This window comes from Rhizobacter fulvus (assembly GCF_964020785.1).
In genome coordinates this window covers 4794104-4814640 of sequence record NZ_OZ224516.1, presented here as the reverse complement: position 1 = coordinate 4814640, position 20537 = coordinate 4794104, and the positions used below count along the sequence as shown (strand labels likewise).

At 68.2% G+C, this 20537-nt stretch carries 10 protein-coding genes; 7 read left to right on the top strand and 3 right to left on the bottom strand.

Translation table 11 applies throughout. From position 1 onward, the window contains the following. Position 1: 1 nt before the first annotated feature. From ACWH49_RS22800 to ACWH49_RS22790, 3 genes are read right to left on the bottom strand one after another with little or no spacing between them, the layout of a single operon-like run. Positions 2-4348: a hypothetical protein gene (locus ACWH49_RS22800; RefSeq protein WP_448173526.1), complete on the bottom strand. Its 4347-nt coding sequence runs from the start codon at positions 4346-4348 to the stop codon at positions 2-4. After that, positions 4345-6732, bottom strand: coding sequence for a hypothetical protein (locus tag ACWH49_RS22795; RefSeq protein WP_448173525.1), 2388 nt, complete (start codon positions 6730-6732; stop codon positions 4345-4347). The genes ACWH49_RS22800 and ACWH49_RS22795 overlap by 4 nt, the downstream gene beginning before the upstream one ends. Then, the gene (locus ACWH49_RS22790; RefSeq protein WP_448173524.1) at positions 6729-13214 is read right to left on the bottom strand and encodes a DUF6603 domain-containing protein; all 6486 of its coding nucleotides are present in this window, start codon (positions 13212-13214) and stop codon (positions 6729-6731) included. Before ACWH49_RS22790 ends, ACWH49_RS22795 begins: the two co-directional genes overlap by 4 nt. A gap of 606 nt (positions 13215-13820) precedes the next feature. On the opposite strand from ACWH49_RS22790, the gene ACWH49_RS22785 reads away from it, so the two are divergent. From ACWH49_RS22785 to ACWH49_RS22755, 7 genes are all read left to right on the top strand, one after another. Beyond that, complete coding sequence (locus ACWH49_RS22785) at positions 13821-15293, top strand: aminotransferase-like domain-containing protein (RefSeq protein WP_448173523.1); 1473 nt, start codon at positions 13821-13823, stop codon at positions 15291-15293. Between the two features lie 114 nt (positions 15294-15407). Then, positions 15408-15551, top strand: a complete 144-nt coding sequence (locus ACWH49_RS22780) for a hypothetical protein (protein WP_448173522.1) — start codon at positions 15408-15410, stop codon at positions 15549-15551. Then, on the top strand, positions 15548-15862 hold the full coding sequence (locus ACWH49_RS22775; protein ID WP_448173521.1) for a PAS domain-containing protein: 315 nt from the start codon (positions 15548-15550) through the stop codon (positions 15860-15862). The genes ACWH49_RS22780 and ACWH49_RS22775 overlap by 4 nt, the downstream gene beginning before the upstream one ends. 110 nt (positions 15863-15972) lie before the next feature. Then, positions 15973-16557 (top strand): sensor histidine kinase, encoded by a 585-nt coding sequence (locus tag ACWH49_RS22770; protein WP_448173520.1) that lies wholly within the window; start codon positions 15973-15975, stop codon positions 16555-16557. 63 nt (positions 16558-16620) lie between these two features. Beyond that, on the top strand, positions 16621-19548 hold the full coding sequence (locus ACWH49_RS22765) for an EAL domain-containing protein (RefSeq protein WP_448173519.1): 2928 nt from the start codon (positions 16621-16623) through the stop codon (positions 19546-19548). Next, positions 19545-19685 carry a hypothetical protein gene (locus tag ACWH49_RS22760; RefSeq protein ID WP_448173518.1) on the top strand — a complete coding sequence of 47 codons (141 nt, stop codon included), beginning with the start codon at positions 19545-19547 and terminating at the stop codon, positions 19683-19685. Before ACWH49_RS22765 ends, ACWH49_RS22760 begins: the two co-directional genes overlap by 4 nt. Beyond that, positions 19682-20536 carry an HDOD domain-containing protein gene (locus ACWH49_RS22755; protein WP_448173517.1) on the top strand — a complete coding sequence of 285 codons (855 nt, stop codon included), beginning with the start codon at positions 19682-19684 and terminating at the stop codon, positions 20534-20536. Before ACWH49_RS22760 ends, ACWH49_RS22755 begins: the two co-directional genes overlap by 4 nt. The last annotated feature ends 1 nt before the right edge of the window (position 20537 follow it).

Sequence of the window (20537 nt, the reverse complement as noted above, 5' to 3'; positions counted from 1 at the left end):
GTCAAAGCTCGAACGACACGCCGCTGTTGCCGGGTCGTTGACCCAGCCATGCCGACGGCATGAGGCCGCCTGTACTCAGCGTGTTCGAAGGCTGAACGCGCAACCGCGCCAGCATCAATGTCTGCTGAAGGATCTCCACCAACGTGTCGGTCGTCCAGGCGTGCGAAGGATCGGGGTGAACGGCCAACAGCACCGTCTGAGGCGCGCGCGTTCCTGCGTTGTTGAAGCGCAGCGCCATGGCTGTGTCGCGTGTCGGGGACGGGATGGACTCGGTCCAGGCATCAATGAGGAGGCCACCCAACCGTTCGCCGGCGGCCAGGCCGACCGGCGCGTGAATCAGTACCGACATGCGGCCAGCGGGCGCGCCGCCCGTTGAGTTCGTGAAACCGGTGCCAATCCAACGGTCGCCGTTCTGCCTGGGGGCCTGAGCGATGAGAAGCGACCCCGACACCCCGCGCACGATGTCCTGGCGCAGCAGCACCTCGGCAAGCGCTGCAGCCTTGGGGTGCACGCGACCGGCCGCGTCAAGCCAGGCGGATGGCGAGAGCGTGTCGCCGTCGAGCAGACTGGTCGGCGCCGTTAGAGCTGTTGCCAACGCATCGTTGCCAGGGGGCATGAATGTCGAGATGCCTGGCAGCTCGCCGCCGAACAAGGAGCGCAGGCGCTCGCGCGGCGTCCCGCTCCCGGCCAGGCGAGACTCGATCGTGGCGAGCAACGCCTGCTGCTGTTCGTCTGTTGGCGCGGCACCGAGAACCAATCCGGGAACATGGATGCCAAAGGCTGAAGCACGGATCGCAGCGCCGACCGGATCGCCCTGCAGGTCGTCGCGCAAGGATGTGATCGCAGCGACCGTCTGCGCGACGCGTGTCGGCAGGTTACCGAAGTCCTCCACGATGATGGCCCCCAGTTCTGTCGGCGGGTCGAAGGCCTCGGGCCGCAGTGGCTGCGCGTGAGTCAGCATTCGCAAGATGGCGTCGCATTGACCTGTCAGGTCGCGCCAAGCGGTGTCGATGCGCACGTGTGCGCCGACGAGCTCACCGGTCTGCGCCGCCGCTCCACGCAACACGTGTTGCATCAATTCGCCGGCATCGCCACGACCGGCGAATACCACGTCGATGGCACAGAGCGGCAAGGTCGACAAATTCACTGTCTGCGCAAGACCGCCCTCACCTTCGACGGACAGGACGATGTCTGTGGCCGGCCCGAGTACCAGCCCGCACCATGCGTCGAGCAGCGGCTCTGCAGCCGCCCGGGGAGTGGTCGCGGCGCGCCATCCGGGTGCGACCGACCCTTGCGGCAGCGCGAGCACGACGCGATGCGTGAGTTGGATGCCGGAGCGTGGCGTCTCTGTCACACGCAATTCCGGTGGTGGTGCGCCGCCAGCCAGCGCCTCGAGGTTCACCAGCGCCCCGCCGGGGTTGCCGCGCACCAATTGGTAGACGGCTTCGGCGGTGAGCGCGTCGGCAACCGCGTCCACGCTGGCATCCATTTCCGCCGCGGCACCAGCGACATGGGGGTCCGTTGTCGTCAATTCGGCTTGCAGGCGCAGGCCATCCAGGACCCCCTTGCCGGCGAAGCCCGGGAAACGCGTGCGCAGCTGGGCGAGCTGCACTTCTGCCGGTGTGCCCTTGAGGGCGCGTTCAAAACGAGTGCCCAGAAGCTCAGACATCGAGCGGCCGTTGCGGATGCCTTCGAGTATCCAGCGCGCCAATCGCACGCGGCGCGACGACAGGTCAATGTCAGCGTGGCTGCTTCCGGCATTTTGCGCACGCAGGGCACCGCTGCGCAGGACTGCCGCAGCGGCGGCCTGGTCGAGAGACGGCGCGTGGATGAATTCGGCGCGCTGCGCCAACTGCTGCGAATCAGCGCGCCGGATATCTTGCAGGCACCCCCACCCGCCGAGGACGAGGCCGGTCGGTGAAGCTGTGCGCAGCGTGTCAAGACGCCGTGTCGCAAGCGACGTGAACCAGGCATCCAGGCGATGGTTGCAGAGGTCCAGTGCACGAAAGAACTCCGCTTCCAGTCCGACACCTGGAAAATGCGACAGCTGCAGAAGCGCGGCGCGAAACGACGCCAGTCGCGCTGCGCCTGGGCATGACGGCAGCGGCTCAGCGATGTCTCCGACCAACGCACGGATCTTGTCTCTCTCCGCCGGGCTGATCGCCGGGTCACCTACCGGCGGTGGCGGCGGGTGGGGATGTGGGTCGTGCACTGGCGGCTCGGGCGTCTCTGGTGGTCCCGACGTGTCACCGATGCGCCGCCGGGTCACTTCAGAGGGCGCCGAAGTGGGCGCACGGGTCGTTCCCAAGTCGTGCAAGGGCCCCAGCGGACCCGTCGGACTGACCGGGGGCCGGCGCCGAAATGCGTCGACGAGTACCCGGATGTAGATTTCGCTGCCGTCCCGCTGTGCCTTTGCGGCGAGGTCGCGACGCGAGGCGATGTCGACCGCGGATTCGATTGCGGTGCGGGCGAACCGGCTCCACTCCAGCAGCGTCGCGTGGCGAGCGATGCGGGCCAACAGCGAAGCGGGCGGCGTCGCCTGCAGCAGCGCGAGCGCGGATGCCGTGGCCAACGCGCCGAGTTCAGTGGCTGTGGTGTCATCGACGACGACCCGCTGAACCGGAACCGGCACGCCGTCCACCGTGCCAATGATGCGGGTGTTGCGCCAGTCATCCTTGATCGAGTTCCGCGACGAGACTGCAAGCGAACGTGCAAGCGTCTGCCACCGATTCGCCACGGTATTCCCCGCTACCTGCTGGGTGGTTTCCGCGAAGAGATGCACCGAGCGGCCGAGCTGGCGCAGAGCCGATTCGCTGGACCCCTCGAAAACCTGGCTTTGCCTTCGCATCGCGAACCAGGTGCGCGCTGCGCGCAACAACGGCAGCAGGCGCGGATCGAACGCCTCACCGGGCCGCGGGACGAAGCCGTCGATGGTGGTGACCGGCAGTACGCCATACGGTTGTCGTCCGACTCTGATGGCGCTCACCGGTCCGGCTGCGCGCAGCTGGCCGCAGAAGTGGTCTCGCACGGCATCTGCGCGGGAAGATGGCAGGAGCAGGAAGTCTTCCAGCGTCGCGCCAACAGTCACTGGCCACAGCAGCGTCTGCATCGCGTGGGCGGCTTCTTGCTCAAATCCAGCGGGCTCGAGGTCCAGCGCGGTCGCACCGGAGGACGCCACCCGCGCGAACGCGTCGGCACCGATGCCGAAAGCCCGTGCAGCGGTCAACCCGTTCGCGGCCAGGTCGTGGGTATAGACGCGGGGCCGTCGCTCCAGAGCGAACGCGGTGTCGATGCGCTCGGTGCGCGACGGCATGCCCGAACCGCCTGCGGCGCTGTTGTTCGTAGGCGTGTCCTGAGCCACGAAGGCGAGCCCACGACCGAAACGGTGGTCGGCGAACAACTGCTCGAGCGCGACGCTGTTTTGGGCCGGCGTTTGCGTCACTCGCACCCCAACGACGAAGAGTTCGTCCAGGCGATCGACGTCCGGCGCCAGGGTGATGTCGAAGGCCATGCCCGCCTGGACCGCGAGCGTGAAGTCGGTCATCCACCGCATCCGTGGCGGCAACTGGATGGGTTCGCCTTCGCTGTTGTTCAACCCCGCGCCTTCGGACGGCGTGGTGTCGAGACCGACCGCGAGGTCCAGGGGAATCGAGGCTCCGACCTGCGCGAACACGCGAGCACCGTCGCGCAACCCGATCGCGATCCAGCGATCGGGCAATACCGCCGCACGGGGCACAAAGGGGGCCGCGTCGTCGTGCATCGCCACGATCGGGAACTCCGGCTCCACGGATGGACCGATCGCAACTTCATTCAGGGGCGTCAGAACTTGCGCCGCCCAGGCGGCCCGGGTCACGCCAATGCTGTCGGCAAACTCGCGCCACGCGGCGACAGCATTCGACTCGCCGCCGGCCAACGCCACGGCGCGCCAGTAACCCTTCGACGCGGCGAGTTCAGCTTCCGTGAGGCGAGGATCATGCGTTGCCGTCGAGATCGCATCCGGCCAGACGCGAACCCGCAGCCTGCCAGGCTCAAGTCTGGCTTCCATGCCTACCGGAAACAAGCCGAGCACTTCACTGCCCCGAATGAAGCCGAGCAGGCTATCTGCCGATTCGAGCGTTGCCAACTCAGAAGCACGCACCAGATCCAGGTCGACACGCGCCCGGGAGAGGGATGTGCGCGCCGTTGCCAGCTCCGCATCCGCACGGCGCAGCGCCGTTGACGCCGCAGCATCGCCTCCGGTTGCGAGCGCGGCGCGTGTCGCTTCCGCATGGCGGCGCAAGGCGGCGTCGTAGGCCATCTGCGCCGCGGACAAGGCGCCAATGGATGAATCGAGTCGCGTGCGGTTCATGGCGATTCCGGCAGCCGCACCAGCAGCGACGAATGCAGGAACGCACGGAAGGGACGTTGCCGCACCAGGCCTGCCATCGCCGCTGCCGTCGCATTGGCCGGCGTGAAGTCTGCGTCCGGCACCGCAGGAAAGGCGCCGGCGACGGCATAGCGGGCGGTTGGCGGCACCGCGAGGTGGCTCCAGCTCAGGCTGCTCCGAGTGGGTGGCGCCGTGTTGCCAGGCGGGTCGAGTCCGAAGCGAGCATCCCCTGGGTTCTCGCTCAACATGAAGAACCAGCCTGGGTCGCCTGGCGGCGCAGTCGTTCCGATGGCATCCACCAGCGACACGCCCTCGAAACCTGCATACAACATGTCGGCCCCAATGCGGGCGCGGAACATCGGCAGCTTGACCTGCGCGGCGTCGCTCAGCGGCAGGCGCCCTCCGCTCTTCCATTGGGCGGGTATGAGCGCCACCAGCAACGAGGGGTAGCGGCGCACGAGTTCACTGCGCACCAGCAGAATCATCGAGGCGCCACTGATCACATGCTCCCCCATGCGGCTGCCTGCGGCCCACTCGGCGATGTCCCCGATGTCGTCCCCCCCGCCGGTGCGAGGCCAGAACCGGCGGAAGGCCGTGGCCTCGGGATCGGCAGGCAGGCCACGCCACAGCAGTTCATGCTGCAGTTCCTGATTCGCGCCGACCAGGTACGCCTCGACGAAGGCGTTGTCGCCTTCGACGAGCAAGGCGCTGTCCGGGCCGATCGCTCCCGCATTCGGCAACATCAATTCCGGGTTTCGCTCTGCAAGCGGCTCGCTCATGGGCCTTGCGAAGCGCGGCGAAAATGCGCCGGCAGGTATCGTCTGCGGTGGCGTCGGGACCGGCGGCGCCGGCGGTGCAGTAACTGGAACGCGTACCACGGCTGGCCGGTAGCGGACGGCGTCAATGAAGCGCAGTACGCCCCCGCTGGGCAATGGTGCGGCCGTCGGTGCGAGCGCCAAGTCGGGGAGGTTGCCGTGCAGGCCAGTCGTCGGTACGCGACCGGGCTGCCTGACGGTTTGCCAGGACTTGCGATCGATGCGGCGACCGGCGACGGTAAACGCGCCCACGTTCGACGCCGCTTGCTGAGTCAACACCGCCAGTGGCGCGAACACGCGCGCTGACTCTGACGCTGGCGCGCGCTGCAGGCGTTGCGCGACGCGCCCCATGCAACTGTCCATGAGCTGGCGCCGCCGTCCCTCGCGCTGTTGCGCGCGGAACGCTTCGAGTTGCTCTGACGCTGCGGCAACCAGCGCGTCTTGCTCGTTGCGCACCGCTTCGGCGCCCAAGCCTGCGGCGGCGCGCCACATGGGCGTCAGATTGAGTTCCACGCGCCAGTCCTCCATCGGAGCAAGCGGCTTGTCCGGGGTCCATGGCTCACCGAAAAAAGCGGGGCCCAGCACCGGCCGCGTGTCGCTGTCGGGCTGCAGGGCATCGGTCAAGGCGCTGACGGCCTCGGCAGGCCGCGGGTCGCGCAGCGCGGCTGCACGAGGCACCCGCAGAGGTGCTCGCCAATCGACTTCCAGGGAACCAGTGCCGACAGGCGGCGCAAGGTGCAGCGGCATCGGAGGAATCGCAGCGTCGAGCGGCGTGGCGCGCAGTCGCTGGGCCAGCGATTCGAAGTCGCCAGCCTCTCCGGTGCGGAAGCTCCATGTCCAGTACACAGGCAACTCGGTGGGCAAATCCGTTTCCGACCATGCCGGCTCATGGCCGGTGACCACAGCGGCATCCGCTGCGGGGTCTCCACCCAGGCCGGCAATCCGGCCCGTCAGATAGGCCGGCACGACACAAGCGTGATACGCAGTGAGGGGCAGCAAGCGACGTGGTGAGAGCAGACGGGACAGCGCCCGGTCCGGGCTCTGCACAAGCGTCCCGGCGATCTCCCCCTGCGTGCCGCATGCCACCTGCGCATGCGCCCACGCCCATGAGTCGCCAAGGTCGGGCAACTCGCGCGCCGCAACCTCGGCGGGCAGCTGCAACTTCCATCTGCTTTGTCCCTGCGCACCGGCCAGCACGTTGACGCTCCCGCTTGCCTCGACGACGACCAGTACCAACCATGGCGGCACGCGCCGGCCCTCGGGAAGCACGGGGCTGTACAGCCACGGCAGATCCGGTGCGTCGAACTCGATGGCGGGAAAGAACTCGGTCTCGGCGTCGTGCGTGCTCGCCGTCGGCGTGACGCGCAGCACTTGGCGCGGATCGACACCGAGCACGTCGCCGGGGCCAAGCAGCGGCATGTGCTTGCCAACGTCCCGCGATGCGTGGCCGGCTGCAGTGAGTTGAACGTCCAGGTGCACGCTGCTGCGTGCACCTGCGGCAGCGGTCGGCATGAAGCCTTCTCGCACGAAGGGCAGGAAGAACAGCTTCACGCTACCGCCTCCAGGCCGATGGCATGCCGCGACCATCGCCGCGACGGCGCGCGTGACGGGGAAGCCACCAACACGGCGTCGCCGATCGCCACCAGCACCGGCAGCCGCACGCGCCGCGGGCGCACGGGCAGACTGTCAAGCACCAGGTCTTCGGTCGCCTCTTCGTCGCTCGCCACAGCGGCAGACGCGGTAAAGGTCCAGGGCGTACCGGCCAATCGTGCGCCGCACAGGAGGCCGCTGCGGAATGGCGTTTCCTTCGGCGGGCGCCGCAGATAGCGACGCGTGGGAAAGACGTCGGTGAGGTCGGTCTCCTTCCGAAGACCGGCGGCCGGCACCAGGGTCCAGACGCCGGCATCGCTGAGATCATTGGCGTCATTCCTGTCGATGGCGACGCCCAGGGGCAGCCTGGACTGTCGAACGTCGATCCGGTCGCGTGGGTCGATCACACCATCCAGCCCAGGGCGCAGCCGAACCGCCATCACCGGCGCGCGCCGGATCGTCCAATTGGCCGCGTCGCTCAGTGCGTCTCCGATCAGCTGACGCGCCTCCTGAACGACCGTGGAAGTGCGCGAATCGTCGCCCCACTCGATCGGACCCAAATCCTTCGAGATGCTGACCCCGCAGACCTCCCAGTAGACCGAGCCTTCGAACTTCCAAGGACCCGGTCCGCTGACCGAGCCGCTGAACGAGGCGCTGATCAGATCGGCGCCGAACAGGAACGCGGTGACGCGCATCGACAGATCGGTATCGAATCGGAAGTCCGGCTCCGTCATGACCAGGAAATTGAACTCCGTGTCCGCACGAATCCCGCCCCAGCTGGCTCCCGCCTGCAGGTGCGCGGCGAAGCCGAACTGCAGGCTGGTATCCGTGATCGCGAAGTACAGCTGGACACTCATGTCCAACAGGCTGTGCGGCTTCCATTGCGCTCCCAGACGAGGCGGCTCGCGAATTTGCCCGGGGATGAACGGTCGATAGGCAGGATGGAAGCCGCCTACCGTGTACACCTTCGCTCCCGGGTCGCTCCACTTCCAGAGCAGCGCCACACCACCTGTCAAATGCACGCGCTCGAACAAGTAGGCGTCCAGCAGCGTGAGCGAGCCTCGCACGTAGCCACCCCGGACATCGACCAGCAGCTCTGCTGCGGAACTCAGGCGCAGAGCATGCGGATGATCCAGGCTTGGCAAGCCGAACCGAGCCGTGCCATACAGTCCGAACTGCAGCGACTCCAGGTCAGCGAGCAGCGCCAATCTGAATTCGGCGAACTTGGTGAACGAGGCGGCGGCGCCACCGCTTTGCGATGTCGAGCCCCACTCGATCAAAGCCATCAGGCCGATCACCTGGTGCCCCGGCGCCGAAGGGAAGAACCGGTCGATTTGGGGCATCAGCTCGAGGAAACGCTGCTCGGGCCGGTCCGGAAACATGAAGGAGTCGAGCTGTCCCTGCGTGCCGGTGGCTGCATCCCGCAACGCATCGACTTGCATTCCGCGATGCAGCCCGATCAGCCCGCCGAGTGCCACCAGTTGCAGGCCCGCGGACAGTTTGATCGCTGGCGAGAAGCGCGCGATGAGCAGTGCGAGCAGCGACCAGTGCCGGCCGCCTCCAGTCTCGACGATGCCAAAGCCGGTGAGCTCGACGCGTTCTCCCACCCGCAGGTCCAGCGCGCCTCGCCATGTGACGGCACCCCCCGGCCCTTCCACGCGCTCGATGAAGCCACCACCCGTCACGGCCGCGGTGTCGATCGACGCGACAAGGCCAGTGGGCATGCGCAGCCCGACGGAGAAATCGGTGAGCCGGTCGTCGTCGTCGAACGTGTTCAGCAGCGCGAACCGGCCCGTGACGCCGAGCCCTGACACGGCAAGCGCCACCGGGCCCAGACGCAGGGTTATCGAAGCAGCCGCCGACAGATTCAGCGCGATACCGGTGTCGTCAGCGGAGGTGGTGACTTCGACCCGCCGCTCGGTCAACGACAACAGGCCTAGGCGCAGATTCATCGGCGTGACGACCTCTGCCACGGGTCCCAGCGCAGAGCGCGGCGGCGGATCGTCGAGATCGGACGCCGGGTCATGCGCAGGCTCTTCGCTCGGCGCCACTGCCGGCGGGTTGACCAACGTCGTGTTCGCGGCCTGCGCCACGCCAGTCAAGCGCCAGCCCTTGTCGTTGCTCCACTCCAGTGCAGCATCGAACGGCAGGGCCAGTCCGTCGGTAGGCAACAGTTGCACCAGGAATGCGTCGTCCGGGACGATGGTGACCCGGTCTTCGCGGTCATTGAGCGCCAAGCGCAACACGAGTGCGGGCTCGATCGAACCCTCGTCCGGACCCCCGCTGACGCCGATCGCCAGGCTCAGCGCCGGCGTGATCTTCAGTTCCAGCCCGAGTGCGCCAAGCCTGGTGCGAATGGGTCGGAGCAGCGTCGTGCGCATCGAGGCCCCGCCAAGCCGCCCCTGCGGCACCGGCAGACCGCTCCACGCAAACTCGTGTGTCGCGCGCCCACCCAGCTCGAGGCGGGCCGTGAAGCCCGAACCGATCGGCTTCTCCCATTCAAAGTCGCCATCCCAGCCAATCACCAGGCTGCCCGGCGCATCGTCGTCGGTGAGGTTCGGATCCTCGGACGATGGCGGTGCCTCCCCGGGAGCCGGTGGGGGCCGCAGTGTTGCCGACACCTTCCGCGCCGGCACCACATAGCGCTGGGTTCCTTCGGGATGGACCATCAGGCTCAAAGTCTGGCGAGCCAGCACGTCGGGCGTGCGCACCCCGTTGCGGGTGCCGGGTGCTGTCGGCGCAGCGCGAGGCTCCCAGCCCGAAACCAGGGTGAAGCGGCGCGGCAACTTCAGCCCCAGCGGTACGCCTAGAGCGGTGAGCGCCAGCTCGGGCGTGAAGATGGGAGGACCACCGCCCGGCCGCGGTTGCCGATCCTGAATGATGTTGACGATGAGTTCCTGCAAGAGCCTGAGGACGAACGTGAAGGAGCGCGGAATCACAGCCAGCAGGCCGGCGACCAACAGCGGTGGCGCCTGATCGGTGAATATCTCCGCGCGCGTGCGGTTGCGCCATAAGTCCCACAAACCGGCGAGAAGGCCTGCAACCAATGGCACGTGCTTCGTGACGGGACTGCGGAAGGTGACCAGCACACCGCAAAGCACGGTGATGAGCCGAGCCCGCTCGTTGACCCACTGGGAGCAGCCCAGCAACAACACGTCGTCGACGAGCGTGGCCGGGTCGGCCAGAGACTGGTGGAAGGCCAGCAGGCGCTCGAGATCGGGGCGCACCAATGCACGCGCCTCGCGGTCAACTCGGAGCGGACCGACCGCGGGCGCGAGTGCCGTGACTGCTGCGGCGTCGACGGCATCGAGCTGCGCATCCGTCAGCAGGGCAAACGGACCGAGGTCGCGCAAGACTCGGCGGCGCATGGAGCCGCTGACGCGATCGGCCGCGTCGCTGAGAAAAGCCTCGCGCGCGATGTCGTCCAACACCGGCGGAACGTCGTTCCATACGGCACCGGCGAAACCGGCGGCGGCCGACCACCATTGGGGCAGCACTTCGAGCAGCGCTAACAGGGCCGGGTCCGTGCGGTCTACACCCCAGCCGCCATCGGCGGTGACCTTCGGCCGCACCGCGTTCCAACTCTCGGGCATGAGCGGGGACAGCGTGAAGCGGTGCACGATGTAGGGCTGAAGCCCCAACGGCACATTGCCCGTGTCGGCCAGCGCGGGAAGCTCGCCGGCCAACACATGGCGCACGCCGAAGCCGTCCCCTTCCGGTTCGAAGGTGACGATGCCGACGTTGGTGTTGACCGCAAACACGCGCCCGTAGGCCATCCGGCGCGCGGCGCTCGCATGCCAGCCGACGACGGAGGGGTCGATGGGGTTGCTCGGCAGGGTGACGGGCGTCCAGCGACGCTGGACGCTCGGCGGAGATGTCGCCTCCTCGCGGTCGTCACGTGCCATCACCGCGCGCCAGGCCCAGTTCGGTTCACGCGTTTCGGCGGCGCCCTCGGGCCAACCGTGTGTCGGCACCACGGGTGCCTGCATCTTCAGCCGCGCGCGATAGAAGGGGTGCGCGTGCTCGGCGTTGGTGATCAGCGACTCGAACAGGGGCACTGGCACGGGCAAGGTGCGCAGCGGCCTGCCCCAGCCCACGCGCTCGGCGTGCGTGGACGCAAGGGTCGTCGCGGCCTCGAAGACGTCGAGCGCAAGCGCATGGTTGCGCAATGGCGAAGCGAGGTCCCCCCAGTCCTTGGTGAGGCCGCTGGAGACGAGCTGAACGATGCGCGCGGTGCTGACCGTCTCGTTGTCGGGCCGACTCCAGTAGTCGAGCGCGGCGCTCCAACCGACGTGCACATCGCCGGACAAGATGACCACCGACCTGTAGCGCGAAAGCGCCGCCAGCAGCGCCTCGTACGTGGCGGGCTCGTAGGCCCACGACTCGGCATCGACGTCGCCAAGCAAGCGCGCGAAGCGTTGGAACGGCACCAGCACCTGCTCCATGCCTTCCGGGCCTATGACGGGTACGCCGGTGACGACAACGGTGAGCTTGGTGTCTCCGGGCGGGGGCGGTGGCAATGCCGCGGCCATCGGCGAATCACCGAACAGCCCTGCCGCGCCCTCCCCTGGGAGGCCTGTCGGCAGCTCGTCTGCAAGTGTCCCGCTGGGTCCCTCGAAATCGATGCCGCCAGCAATGGCGGTGCGGGTCGGAAATCGCCGCTTGGTTCGGCCGTCGATCGCCAGCACGCGATGGCGTGGGCCTTCCACCTGGAATGAATACTCGAGAAGTGGCCGGAACCGAGGCAGGCCGCTGTTCACCGCCGTGCGCGGCAGGCCCAGCAGCTCATGCATGCGGTCCAGTTGCGTTCGCGGCAGCGTCTGGCCGTCCGCTGCGGCCGCCGCCATGGCCGCGCCGTATCCCTTGATGCTCTCGAGCAGTTCGCGCTCCGGACCGCCGGCCCAGCGGCGGGGATCGTTGCCCCACGACTGCATGACCGAGATGGCCAGCATGCCGTTGCGAACGATGTCCACGCCAAGCGGACGCGTGAATACCTGCTCTCGCCACTGGCGACTGAAATTCCAGTCGTCGGAGATGTCGTGATCGTCCGCCACCATGTAGGTGGGTACGTTGGCCAGCGCACGGCGCACGCGACCCAACCCGTTTCGAAAGCGCCGCGACCACCACTCGAAGAGTTGAGGCGACCAGTACCGATCGGCTGCCCAGTTGCGCTGTTGTTCGAAGTACCACGCGGCGTGCTCGTCGGGGCTCGCCTCCCGCGGCGGCGAATCGGCCACCGGGAGCTGCGCCAACAGGGTCTCGTAGGACGGGCTGAATGCGCCACTGGCCCGGTCGTCTTCGAAGAGGAAACGAACGCGCCAGTCCTCGGGCATCTCGACCTGCGTCCGGTCGAACAGCGTCTGTGCCTGATCCTCGGAGACGAAGCTGCCCTCAGGATCGAAGTCGCGCATGCGCGGCCAAAGATCAAGACTCCACAGCGACGGTGACCATGTCAGCAAGTAGTACGCGACGAATTCGCCGAAAGACAGCAGGTGCGATTCGCCCGAAGACGTGGTGAAGCCCGCGCTGCGGCGCACCAGGTCAGCGCGGAATGCCGGTGGAAAGTTCTTGAGCGTCGCTCGCCGGAACTGCGTGCCGGCGGCATCGGCGCCGAGATCCTCTTCGCCGAAGAGCAGCCTGCCAAGCACGTTGATGGCAGGCAGCACGGCGGCCGGCGGCTGGTCGGCATAGATCTGGTCGCCGGTGAGGAACAGTTGGTGTGGCCGTTCGGCTATTCGCGAAGGGCCGAGCGACTCCACCAGCGTGTCCACCCACAACAAGCCATCGCGCTTGGGCAGTTGCGGGTATTCGTCTTCGGGGAAAGCGTCTTCGTCGGGATTGCGCGCGTACGCCGGCTCCTCGGGGGTGGGACGCCTGCCTGGCCATCCACCGGGTGGTTCGAAGGGCGCCTCATCGAGCGCGGGGTCGTCTTCAACGGGCGGCACCGCGAACAACTGGCGGCACGACCCGTGCACAAGCACGAGCTGCCCCAAGTCCGCGGGGCAGGTCTTGAAGGACGGCAGTTCGTCCGGGTCGTATCCCAGCGGCACCGGCCCATCAAGCATACCCAGGGACAGCAGCGACTGCGCGACGCTCGGGTTCTGTCGATCGAAAATGCGCAGGTCGTATGAGAAGACGCGGTTCGCCTCCAACGTTGCGCCATGGGTGCGCACCGCATTGCCGCCAGGAGTGCGCAGGTCGAGCACGACGGTCAACACATACAGGTTCGCGCCGACCTGCAGCGCCGGCTGAACGTCCGACACCCATCCGGCGCGAGAATCATCGGCGCTGTGGGTGGCGGAGATGTCGGCGCCGTCGAACAGCAGCATCGACACGTCGCAGGGACGCGACGTGGCGATCCACACCGACACCAGATCGACTTCGACCCTTCGCAGGATCGGCCCTGCAAGCAGCAGCGGCAGCGCTGACGAATCGAGCGGCATAGCGACTCCGGTGAATGACTTCGACCCGAGTGAACTGCGGCAATGTAGCGACCTCAATGAGGCGGTGACATCCCCAGAACGTTGCCGCTACTTATGGATACAACGACGACGCTCCGCCACCGAAAGCGATGACTCCAACACCTCGACCGCTGCGGCGTCGCGGCCTTGGTCGTGAGCCGAGTCCAATCGAGCTGGATGATGCCGGCCTCGATCTTGGAGACGTCCATCACGTCGTTGGTCAGCCCCAGATGGTGCCCGCCGGCTTTTTGAACGTTCTCGATGTAGCGCGTGTTCTTGGGATTGGACCGGATGTCGGGGCCCGATGGCCGTCGCCAGCGCCGCGCGCGCTTAGGCGTGCACGCTCCCACTCGAGGTTGTCGATCGCGCACGAGGCCTGGCCTGCGATGCCACCGCGCCGTCGAGGGATCGGTCGCGTGGTCGCGCGCTCACGATGCTGATCCTGCCCTCGGTGATCGCGCGGTGCGTCGAAGCGCCGGCAGGAGCGGCCCATGCCAAAGCCTGCTTGCATCGGAACGCTCAACCTGTAGACTTCGACAACGCTCCCCTACGCTGCCAGCGGATGGACTGAAGCGCGGTGCCCCCACCATGCCTGCTCCTCCTACCGCCGCCTCCGTCGCGAGATACGAACTGCTGGCTCGAGAACTCGAGCAACAGATCGCTGCGGGGGTGCTGCGACCCGGGGATCGCCTGCCCTCCGTGCGCCAGGCGCGTTCGAGTCGAGGCGTCAGCGCCAGTACGGTGTTCCAGGCCTATTACCTGCTCGAGTCCCGTGGCCTGGTCCGCGCGGCGCCCAGGTCAGGCTACTTCGTCGCTGCCCGCCCCGGCGGCGTCCTGCTGGCCGAGCCGCAAACCACGGCGCCGCAGTCCGGATCACGGCCCGTCGAGGTCAACGACCTCATCTACGCGTGTCTCGGTGCCGCGCGCGCTCGCGACATCGTGCCCTTCGGCTCCGCATTCCCGAGCCCCACGCTGTTTCTTCTCGATCGACTGCGCCGCGCGCTGGTGTCGAGTACACGACGGCTCGAACCCTGGAACATGGTCGAGGACCTGCCGCCGGGCAACCTGCGCCTCAAGCGTGAGATCGCGAAGCGCTATCTGCGTCAGGGCCTGGCCGTGCCCACCGACGAGATCGTGCTGACGCACGGCGCGATGGAAGCGCTGAACCTGTGCCTGAACGCGGTGGCGAGACCGGGGGATGCGGTGGTGGTCGAGTCGCCGACCTTCTACGTGGCGCTGCAGGCGCTGCAGCGCTTGGGCCTTCGCGCGATCGAAGTACCGACCCATGTGCGCGAGGGCATCGATCTCGGGCGTCTTGCGCAGGTCATCGAGCTCTATCGCCCGAAGGCCTGCTGGCTGATGACGACGTTCCAGAACCCGCTCGGCAGCCTGATGCCCGAGACCAAGAAGCGCGACCTGGTCGAACTGCTCGCGCGCCACGACCTGCCGCTGATCGAAGACGACGTCTATGCCGAGCTCTACGAAGGTCAGGTGGCCCCGCTGCCCGCCAAGGCCTACGACCGCCGCGGTCTGGTCATGCACTGCTCGTCGTTCTCGAAGTGCCTGGCGCCGGGCTACCGCGTCGGCTGGGCCGCGCCCGGACGACTGGCGCGCGAGGTCGAACGGCTGAAGCTGATGACGAGCCTGTCCGGGTCGATTCCGGTGCAGGCGGCGATCGCCGAGTACTTGCAGGAAGGCGGCTACGACCGCCACCTGCGCAGCTTGCGCCTGTCGCTTCAGGCGCAGCGCGACAGCCTGTTCGACGCGGTGAACCGGAACTTTCCGGACGGGACGAAAGTAGTGCGGCCGGCCGGCGGTTACTTCGTCTGGGTCGAGCTGCCCGCCGGGGTCGACGCGATGGCGTTGCACCGCGCCGCGCTGGCCCAACGCATCAGCCTGGCCCCCGGGCCGATGTTCTCGGCCCGCGCGGAGTTCCGGCACCACATCCGGCTGACCTGCGGCCAGCCCTGGGACGAGACGCTGGAGCGCGCCATGCGCACCCTGGCCCGGCTGGTCGACGACGCACCGCGCTCGGACACCGCTGCGCAGCCGTCGATCTGATCTGATCGCCCCGGCCTGCAACTGCTCACGCCGCCGGCGCAGGCTGCCCGGCAGACTGCGGGCAGCCAAAACCCACCCCGGCAAGCCTGCGAGCTGTCGCAGCGGCGGCTGCAGGTGGCGCTGGCAAGCGCGGCGCGCGGCCAGGCCTCGCGCTTCGACGTGCGCATCGCCGCAGGCGGCGGCGACACGCTGACGATGGACTTTTCGCTGCTGCCGCTCCACGGGCCCGATGGGCGCCTGGCCTGTCGTTCGACGTGAGCGAGCGGGAGCAGGCGCAACGCCAGTTGCGGCTGACCCGCCACGCTGTCGAACAGGCCAGCGACGCGCTGTTCCAGGTCGGTCCCGACGGTGCCTTTCGCGACGCCAACGCAGCGGGCTGCCGGCTGCTGGGGCTGGAGCGCGAGCAGCTGCTGCGGCTGGGCGTGCCGGACATCGACACCCGGATCGACGGGACGCAGTGGCCACAGCGCTGGCGCGAGATGTGCGAACGCGGTTCCCTGCGTTTCGAGACCAGGGTTCGCCATCGAGAGGCCATGAGATTCCGGTCGATGTCTCCGTCAGCATGGTGACGAGTGACGAGGAGACCTTCGCCCACGTCTGCGTCGACGACCTGCGCGAGCGCCGTACCGCGGCACAGCACATCCGGCAACGGAACGACGAGTTGCGTCGCACCCTCACGTTGGTCACCGATCTGCTCGATCTGACCAAGATCGAAGCCGGGCGCTTGGACGTCCTGCACGTCGACTTCGAGCCGGACCGGTTCTTCCAGATGATCAACGCGATGATCCGCGTGCGCACCGAACAGAAAGCGGATCTCGAGTTCATCTGCGACCTGCCGGCCGAATGGCCGCCATCGATTCGGGCCGACCAGACGCGCCTGCGCCAGGTGCTGATCAACCTGCTCGACAACGCCCTCAAGTTCACTCGCTGCGGCCAGGTCACGCTGCGCGCGCGGTTCCAGTCGCCGTCCAGGCTGCGCAGGGAAATCGAGGACACCGGTGCGGCCATGAGCGAGCAGCAACTGGCACGCCTGTTCCGCCGCTTCGAGCAGGTCGGCAACGCGCAGCAACGCGCCCTGGGCACGGGTCTCGGCCTGGTGATCAGCCGGCGCCTGGCACGCCTCATGGGCAGCGAGATTCTGGTCGCGAGCCGGCAGGGGAAGGGCAACCTGTTCTGGTTCGACCTGGATGTCGGGATTCCCGCCGCTGCGCCATCGGAGCCCTCGCCTGCTGACATCGCGCTCGAGCGGCTGGCGTCGATCTGATCCGGTCGGTCGGGCCCGCAACTGCTCATGCCGCCAGCGCAGGCTGCCCGGCAGACTGCGGGCATGTCGAACCCCCAACCTTCCCGCTCCTGCCGCACCGGCCACGCCGAGTTGATGCTGGCGGCAAACGGGCCCGTGCCGCCAGACGCCGAAACCGCCCTGCATGGGCTTCTGGACCGGCTGGGACCTTCCATTTTCGCCGGCCTGCTCGACACCGACGGTGTGCTGCGCTACGCCAACCAGGCGGCGCTGCAGGCCATCGGCAGCACGCTGGATCAGGTGATCGGCCAGCGCTTCGAGACCACGCCCTGGTGGCAGAACTGCGAGCTGTCGCAGCGGCGGCTTCAGCAGGCGCTGGCGAGCGCCTTGCGCGGCGGTGCTCCGCGCTTCGACGTACGCGTCGCCACGAGCAGTGGGGCGATGTTGTCGATGGACTTCTCGCTGCTGCCGCTCTATGGCGCAGACGGCCGGGTAGCCTGGCTGATCCCGTCTGCACGCGACGTGACCGAACGCGAGCAGGCACAGCAGCAGCTGTTGCTGACCCGCCATGCCGTCGAACAGGCCAACGATGCGCTGCTGCAAGTCGGGCCGGACGGCGCCTTTCGCGACGCCAACGCAGCGGCCTGCCGGCTGCTGGGCCTGGAGCGCGAGCAATTGCTGCGGCTGCGGGTGCCCGACATCGACACCCACGTCGACGCGACCCAGTGGCCGCAGCGCTGGCGCGAGTTGTGCGAAGGTCGCTCGCTGCGTTTCGAGACCAACGTGCGCCATCGCGAAGGCCATGAGATACCGGTCGATGTTTCCGTCAGTCTGGTGACCAGCGACGGAACGTCCTTTGCCCATGTCTGCATCGACGACCTGCGCGATCGTCGCGCCGCCGAACGCCGCATTCGCCAGTTGCTGCAGTTCGACGAGCTGACCGGGCTGCCGAACCGTCAGCTGCTGTTCGAGCGCCTGGCCGCGACCTTGCAGACCCGCACCGAGACCGCGGTGCTGGTGCTGGAACTCGATCGCTTCAAGCGCATCAACGACGGCCTCGGCTCGCAGATTGGCGACGAGGTCCTGCGCGAAGCGGCCCGGCGCATCGCCGCCACCGTGCGCAGCGCCGATCTGGTGGCGCGGCGCGGGGGCGACGAGTTCGTGATCGTGATGCCCTCCCCGTCCGGGTCAGTGCTGGACACGGCGCAGTCGCTGCGCGAGGACATCGCCCGGCCGATGTCGATCGAGGGGCACGAGATCCACGTCACCTGCAGCATCGGCATCGCCACGGCACCCACCGATGGCGACAACTCCGATACCCTGCTGCGCCGCGCCAACGCCGCGCTGCACCAAGCCAAGCTGCTCGGCCGCAACCAGGTCAGCGTCTATGCCGGCGCGCCGCACGACGACGACCCCGAACGGCTCGCCCTGGAGACCGCGCTGCGCCACGCGTTGCGCGACGAGCAGTTCGATCTCCACTACCAGCCGCAAATCGAGCTCATGCACGGCCGCGTCGTCGGCGTCGAGGCCCTGCTGCGCTGGCAGCACCCGACGCTGGGCCGCATCGCGCCGGATCGCTTCATCCCGATCGCCGAAGCGACCGACCTGATCGTCCCCATCGGCGACTGGGTGCTCCGCCGCGCGGTCGAGCAGGCGGCCGCATGGCAGCGGGCCGGGCTGCCGCCGCTGCGCATGGCAGTCAACCTGTCGGCGCGCCAGCTGTTGCAGCCCGACCTGGCGCGCCGCATCGAAGCCCTGCTCGCGGCGTCCGGCCTCGACCCGCACCTGTTCGGTGTGGAGGTCACCGAAAGCATGCTGATCGCCAATTTCGATCAGGCGGTGCAGCACCTGCAGGCGTTGCGTGCGCTCGGCGTCGAGGTCTCGCTCGACGACTTCGGTACCGGCTACTCCAGCCTGAGCTACCTGCGCCGGCTGCCGGTGGACGTGGTCAAGATCGACCGCTCGCTGGTGCCCGACGTCACCGCCCCGGCAGAAGACGTCTCGATCACGCGCGCCATCATCACGATGGCGCACAGCCTGCGGATGAAAGTGCTTGCCGAGGGCGTCGAGAGCGAGGGCCAGGCCGCACTGCTGGTGGCCAACCAGTGCGACCAGATGCAGGGCTACTGGTTCAGCGCGGCGCTGCCGGCGGCAGGGGTCGAGACGATGCTGCGCGACGGCCGCCAGGTCGATCCGGCACTGCTCGGCCGGCGCTCGCGGCAGCGCACGTTGCTGCTGGTCGACGACGAAGAGAACATCGTCGCCGCGCTGCGCCGGCTGCTGCGCGTCGAGGGCTGGCTGGTGCTCAGCGCCTCCAGCGCCGAGCAGGCGCTGCAGCTGATGGCACGGCACGAGGTCGACGTGATCCTGTCCGATCAGCGCATGCCGGGCATGACGGGCGTCGAACTGCTGCGACGGGCCAGGCAGCTCTACCCGAACACGATCCGGCTGGTGCTCTCCGGCTATACGGAGCTGCAGTCGATCACCGACGCGATCAACGAGGGAGCGATCTACAAGTTCCTCGCCAAGCCCTGGGACGACGAGCAGTTGCGGGCCCATCTGCGCGAGGCCTTCGCGTTGAAAGAGATGGCGGACCAGAATCGCCGCCTCGACCAGGAGGTGCAAACCGCCAACCGGGAACTGGCCGGGCTGAACGAGCGGTTGCAGTCGCTGTTGAGTGCACAGCGCGAACAGAACAAGCGCGAGGTCGGCAGCCGCGAGGCCGCGCAGGAACTGCTGGATGCGGTGCCGGTGCCCGTGTTCGGCATCGACGACGAGGGCCTGCTGGTGTTCGCCAACGCGCACGCCCAGGCGCTGTGCGGACTGGGTGCCGACTTGCTGGGCACCTCTGCCGCCGAGCAACTGCCGCAGGCCCTGCGGCAGGCACTGGAGGGCGATCCGATGCTCGTCACGCTGGCGCAGCGCCGCTGGTGGGCCATGAGCCGGGGCTTGAACGGCAACGCCCGCGGCCGTCTGTTGGTGCTGCTGCCGGAAGCCGGGGCCCCGACGTGAGCGCCCCGGTCATTCCCGACCAGCCGCCGGTGGTGCCGGTGGCGCTGACACACCTGTTTCGCCACAGCCTGCGCGACGGACGCGTGCACCCGCTGCTGCACGTCGTGCAGCGCTATCGCCAGGAGGCGCCGCGATGACCATGACCGCCCTTCGGCCGATTGCCCGCGAAGAGTTGCTCGCCGCACTGCGCGACCTTCCGGCGCTGCCTTCGGTGGTGCTCGAGCTGGTCGAGTCGCTCGGCCACGAGGAGCTCAGCGGCGCGCAGTACGCGGCCAAGATCTCGCGCGACCAGGCTCTTGCAGCCAAGACGCTGCGTCTGGCCAACTCCTCGTTTTACGGGCGCGGCCGACAGGTGCGCTCGGTGGCCGAGGCGATCGACGTGCTGGGCCTGCGCACGGTGCGCGCTGTCGTCACCGCAGCCGGGCTGGCCGGCAGCTTTCGGCGCCACGCGGGATTCGACCACGACGCCTTCTGGCGCCATTCGATCGGCAGTGCCCTGTGTGCGCAGGGGCTGGCCGGCGAGCTGCGGCGCGACGACGCCGACCTGGCGTTCACGGTCGGGCTGCTGCACGACATCGGCCGGCTGGCACTGGCCAGTGCGTTTGCGCCGGCCTACGCCGAGGCCGAGCGGTGGCGGCGCGACAAGGACTGCCCCACCTCCGAGGCCGAGCGCGCCGTGCTGGGCATTGATCACGCCGAGGTCGGCGGGCTGATCGCACGGCAGTGGAACTTCGCGCCGGCCATCGTCGATGCCATCCGCGAACACCACGCACCGCCGGCCGACGCCGGGCTCACGCTGACGGGCATCGCCCATGTGGCCGATGCCATCGCCCACGCGCTCGGGCTGGCCGGGGACGCCGACGAGGCGGTGCCGACGCTGGTGCTGCCGGTCTGGGCCAGCTGCTGCCTGGACGATGCGGCCTGCATGCGGCTGTTTGCCCACACCGAGGCGCAGTTCCAGACCCTGTGCGAAGCGCTTTTTCACTGAA

Excerpts from the sequence above, each read along its gene's own strand:
- ACWH49_RS22765 (WP_448173519.1), top strand. The coding sequence starts at position 16,621 with ATGTCGAACCCCCAACCTTCCCGCTCCTGCCGCACCGGCCACGCCGAG.
- ACWH49_RS22800 (WP_448173526.1), bottom strand. The coding sequence starts at position 4,348 with ATGAACCGCACGCGACTCGATTCATCCATTGGCGCCTTGTCCGCGGCG.
- ACWH49_RS22790 (WP_448173524.1), bottom strand. The coding sequence starts at position 13,214 with ATGCCGCTCGATTCGTCAGCGCTGCCGCTGCTGCTTGCAGGGCCGATC.
- ACWH49_RS22785 (WP_448173523.1), top strand. The coding sequence starts at position 13,821 with ATGCCTGCTCCTCCTACCGCCGCCTCCGTCGCGAGATACGAACTGCTG.
- ACWH49_RS22755 (WP_448173517.1), top strand. The coding sequence starts at position 19,682 with ATGACCATGACCGCCCTTCGGCCGATTGCCCGCGAAGAGTTGCTCGCC.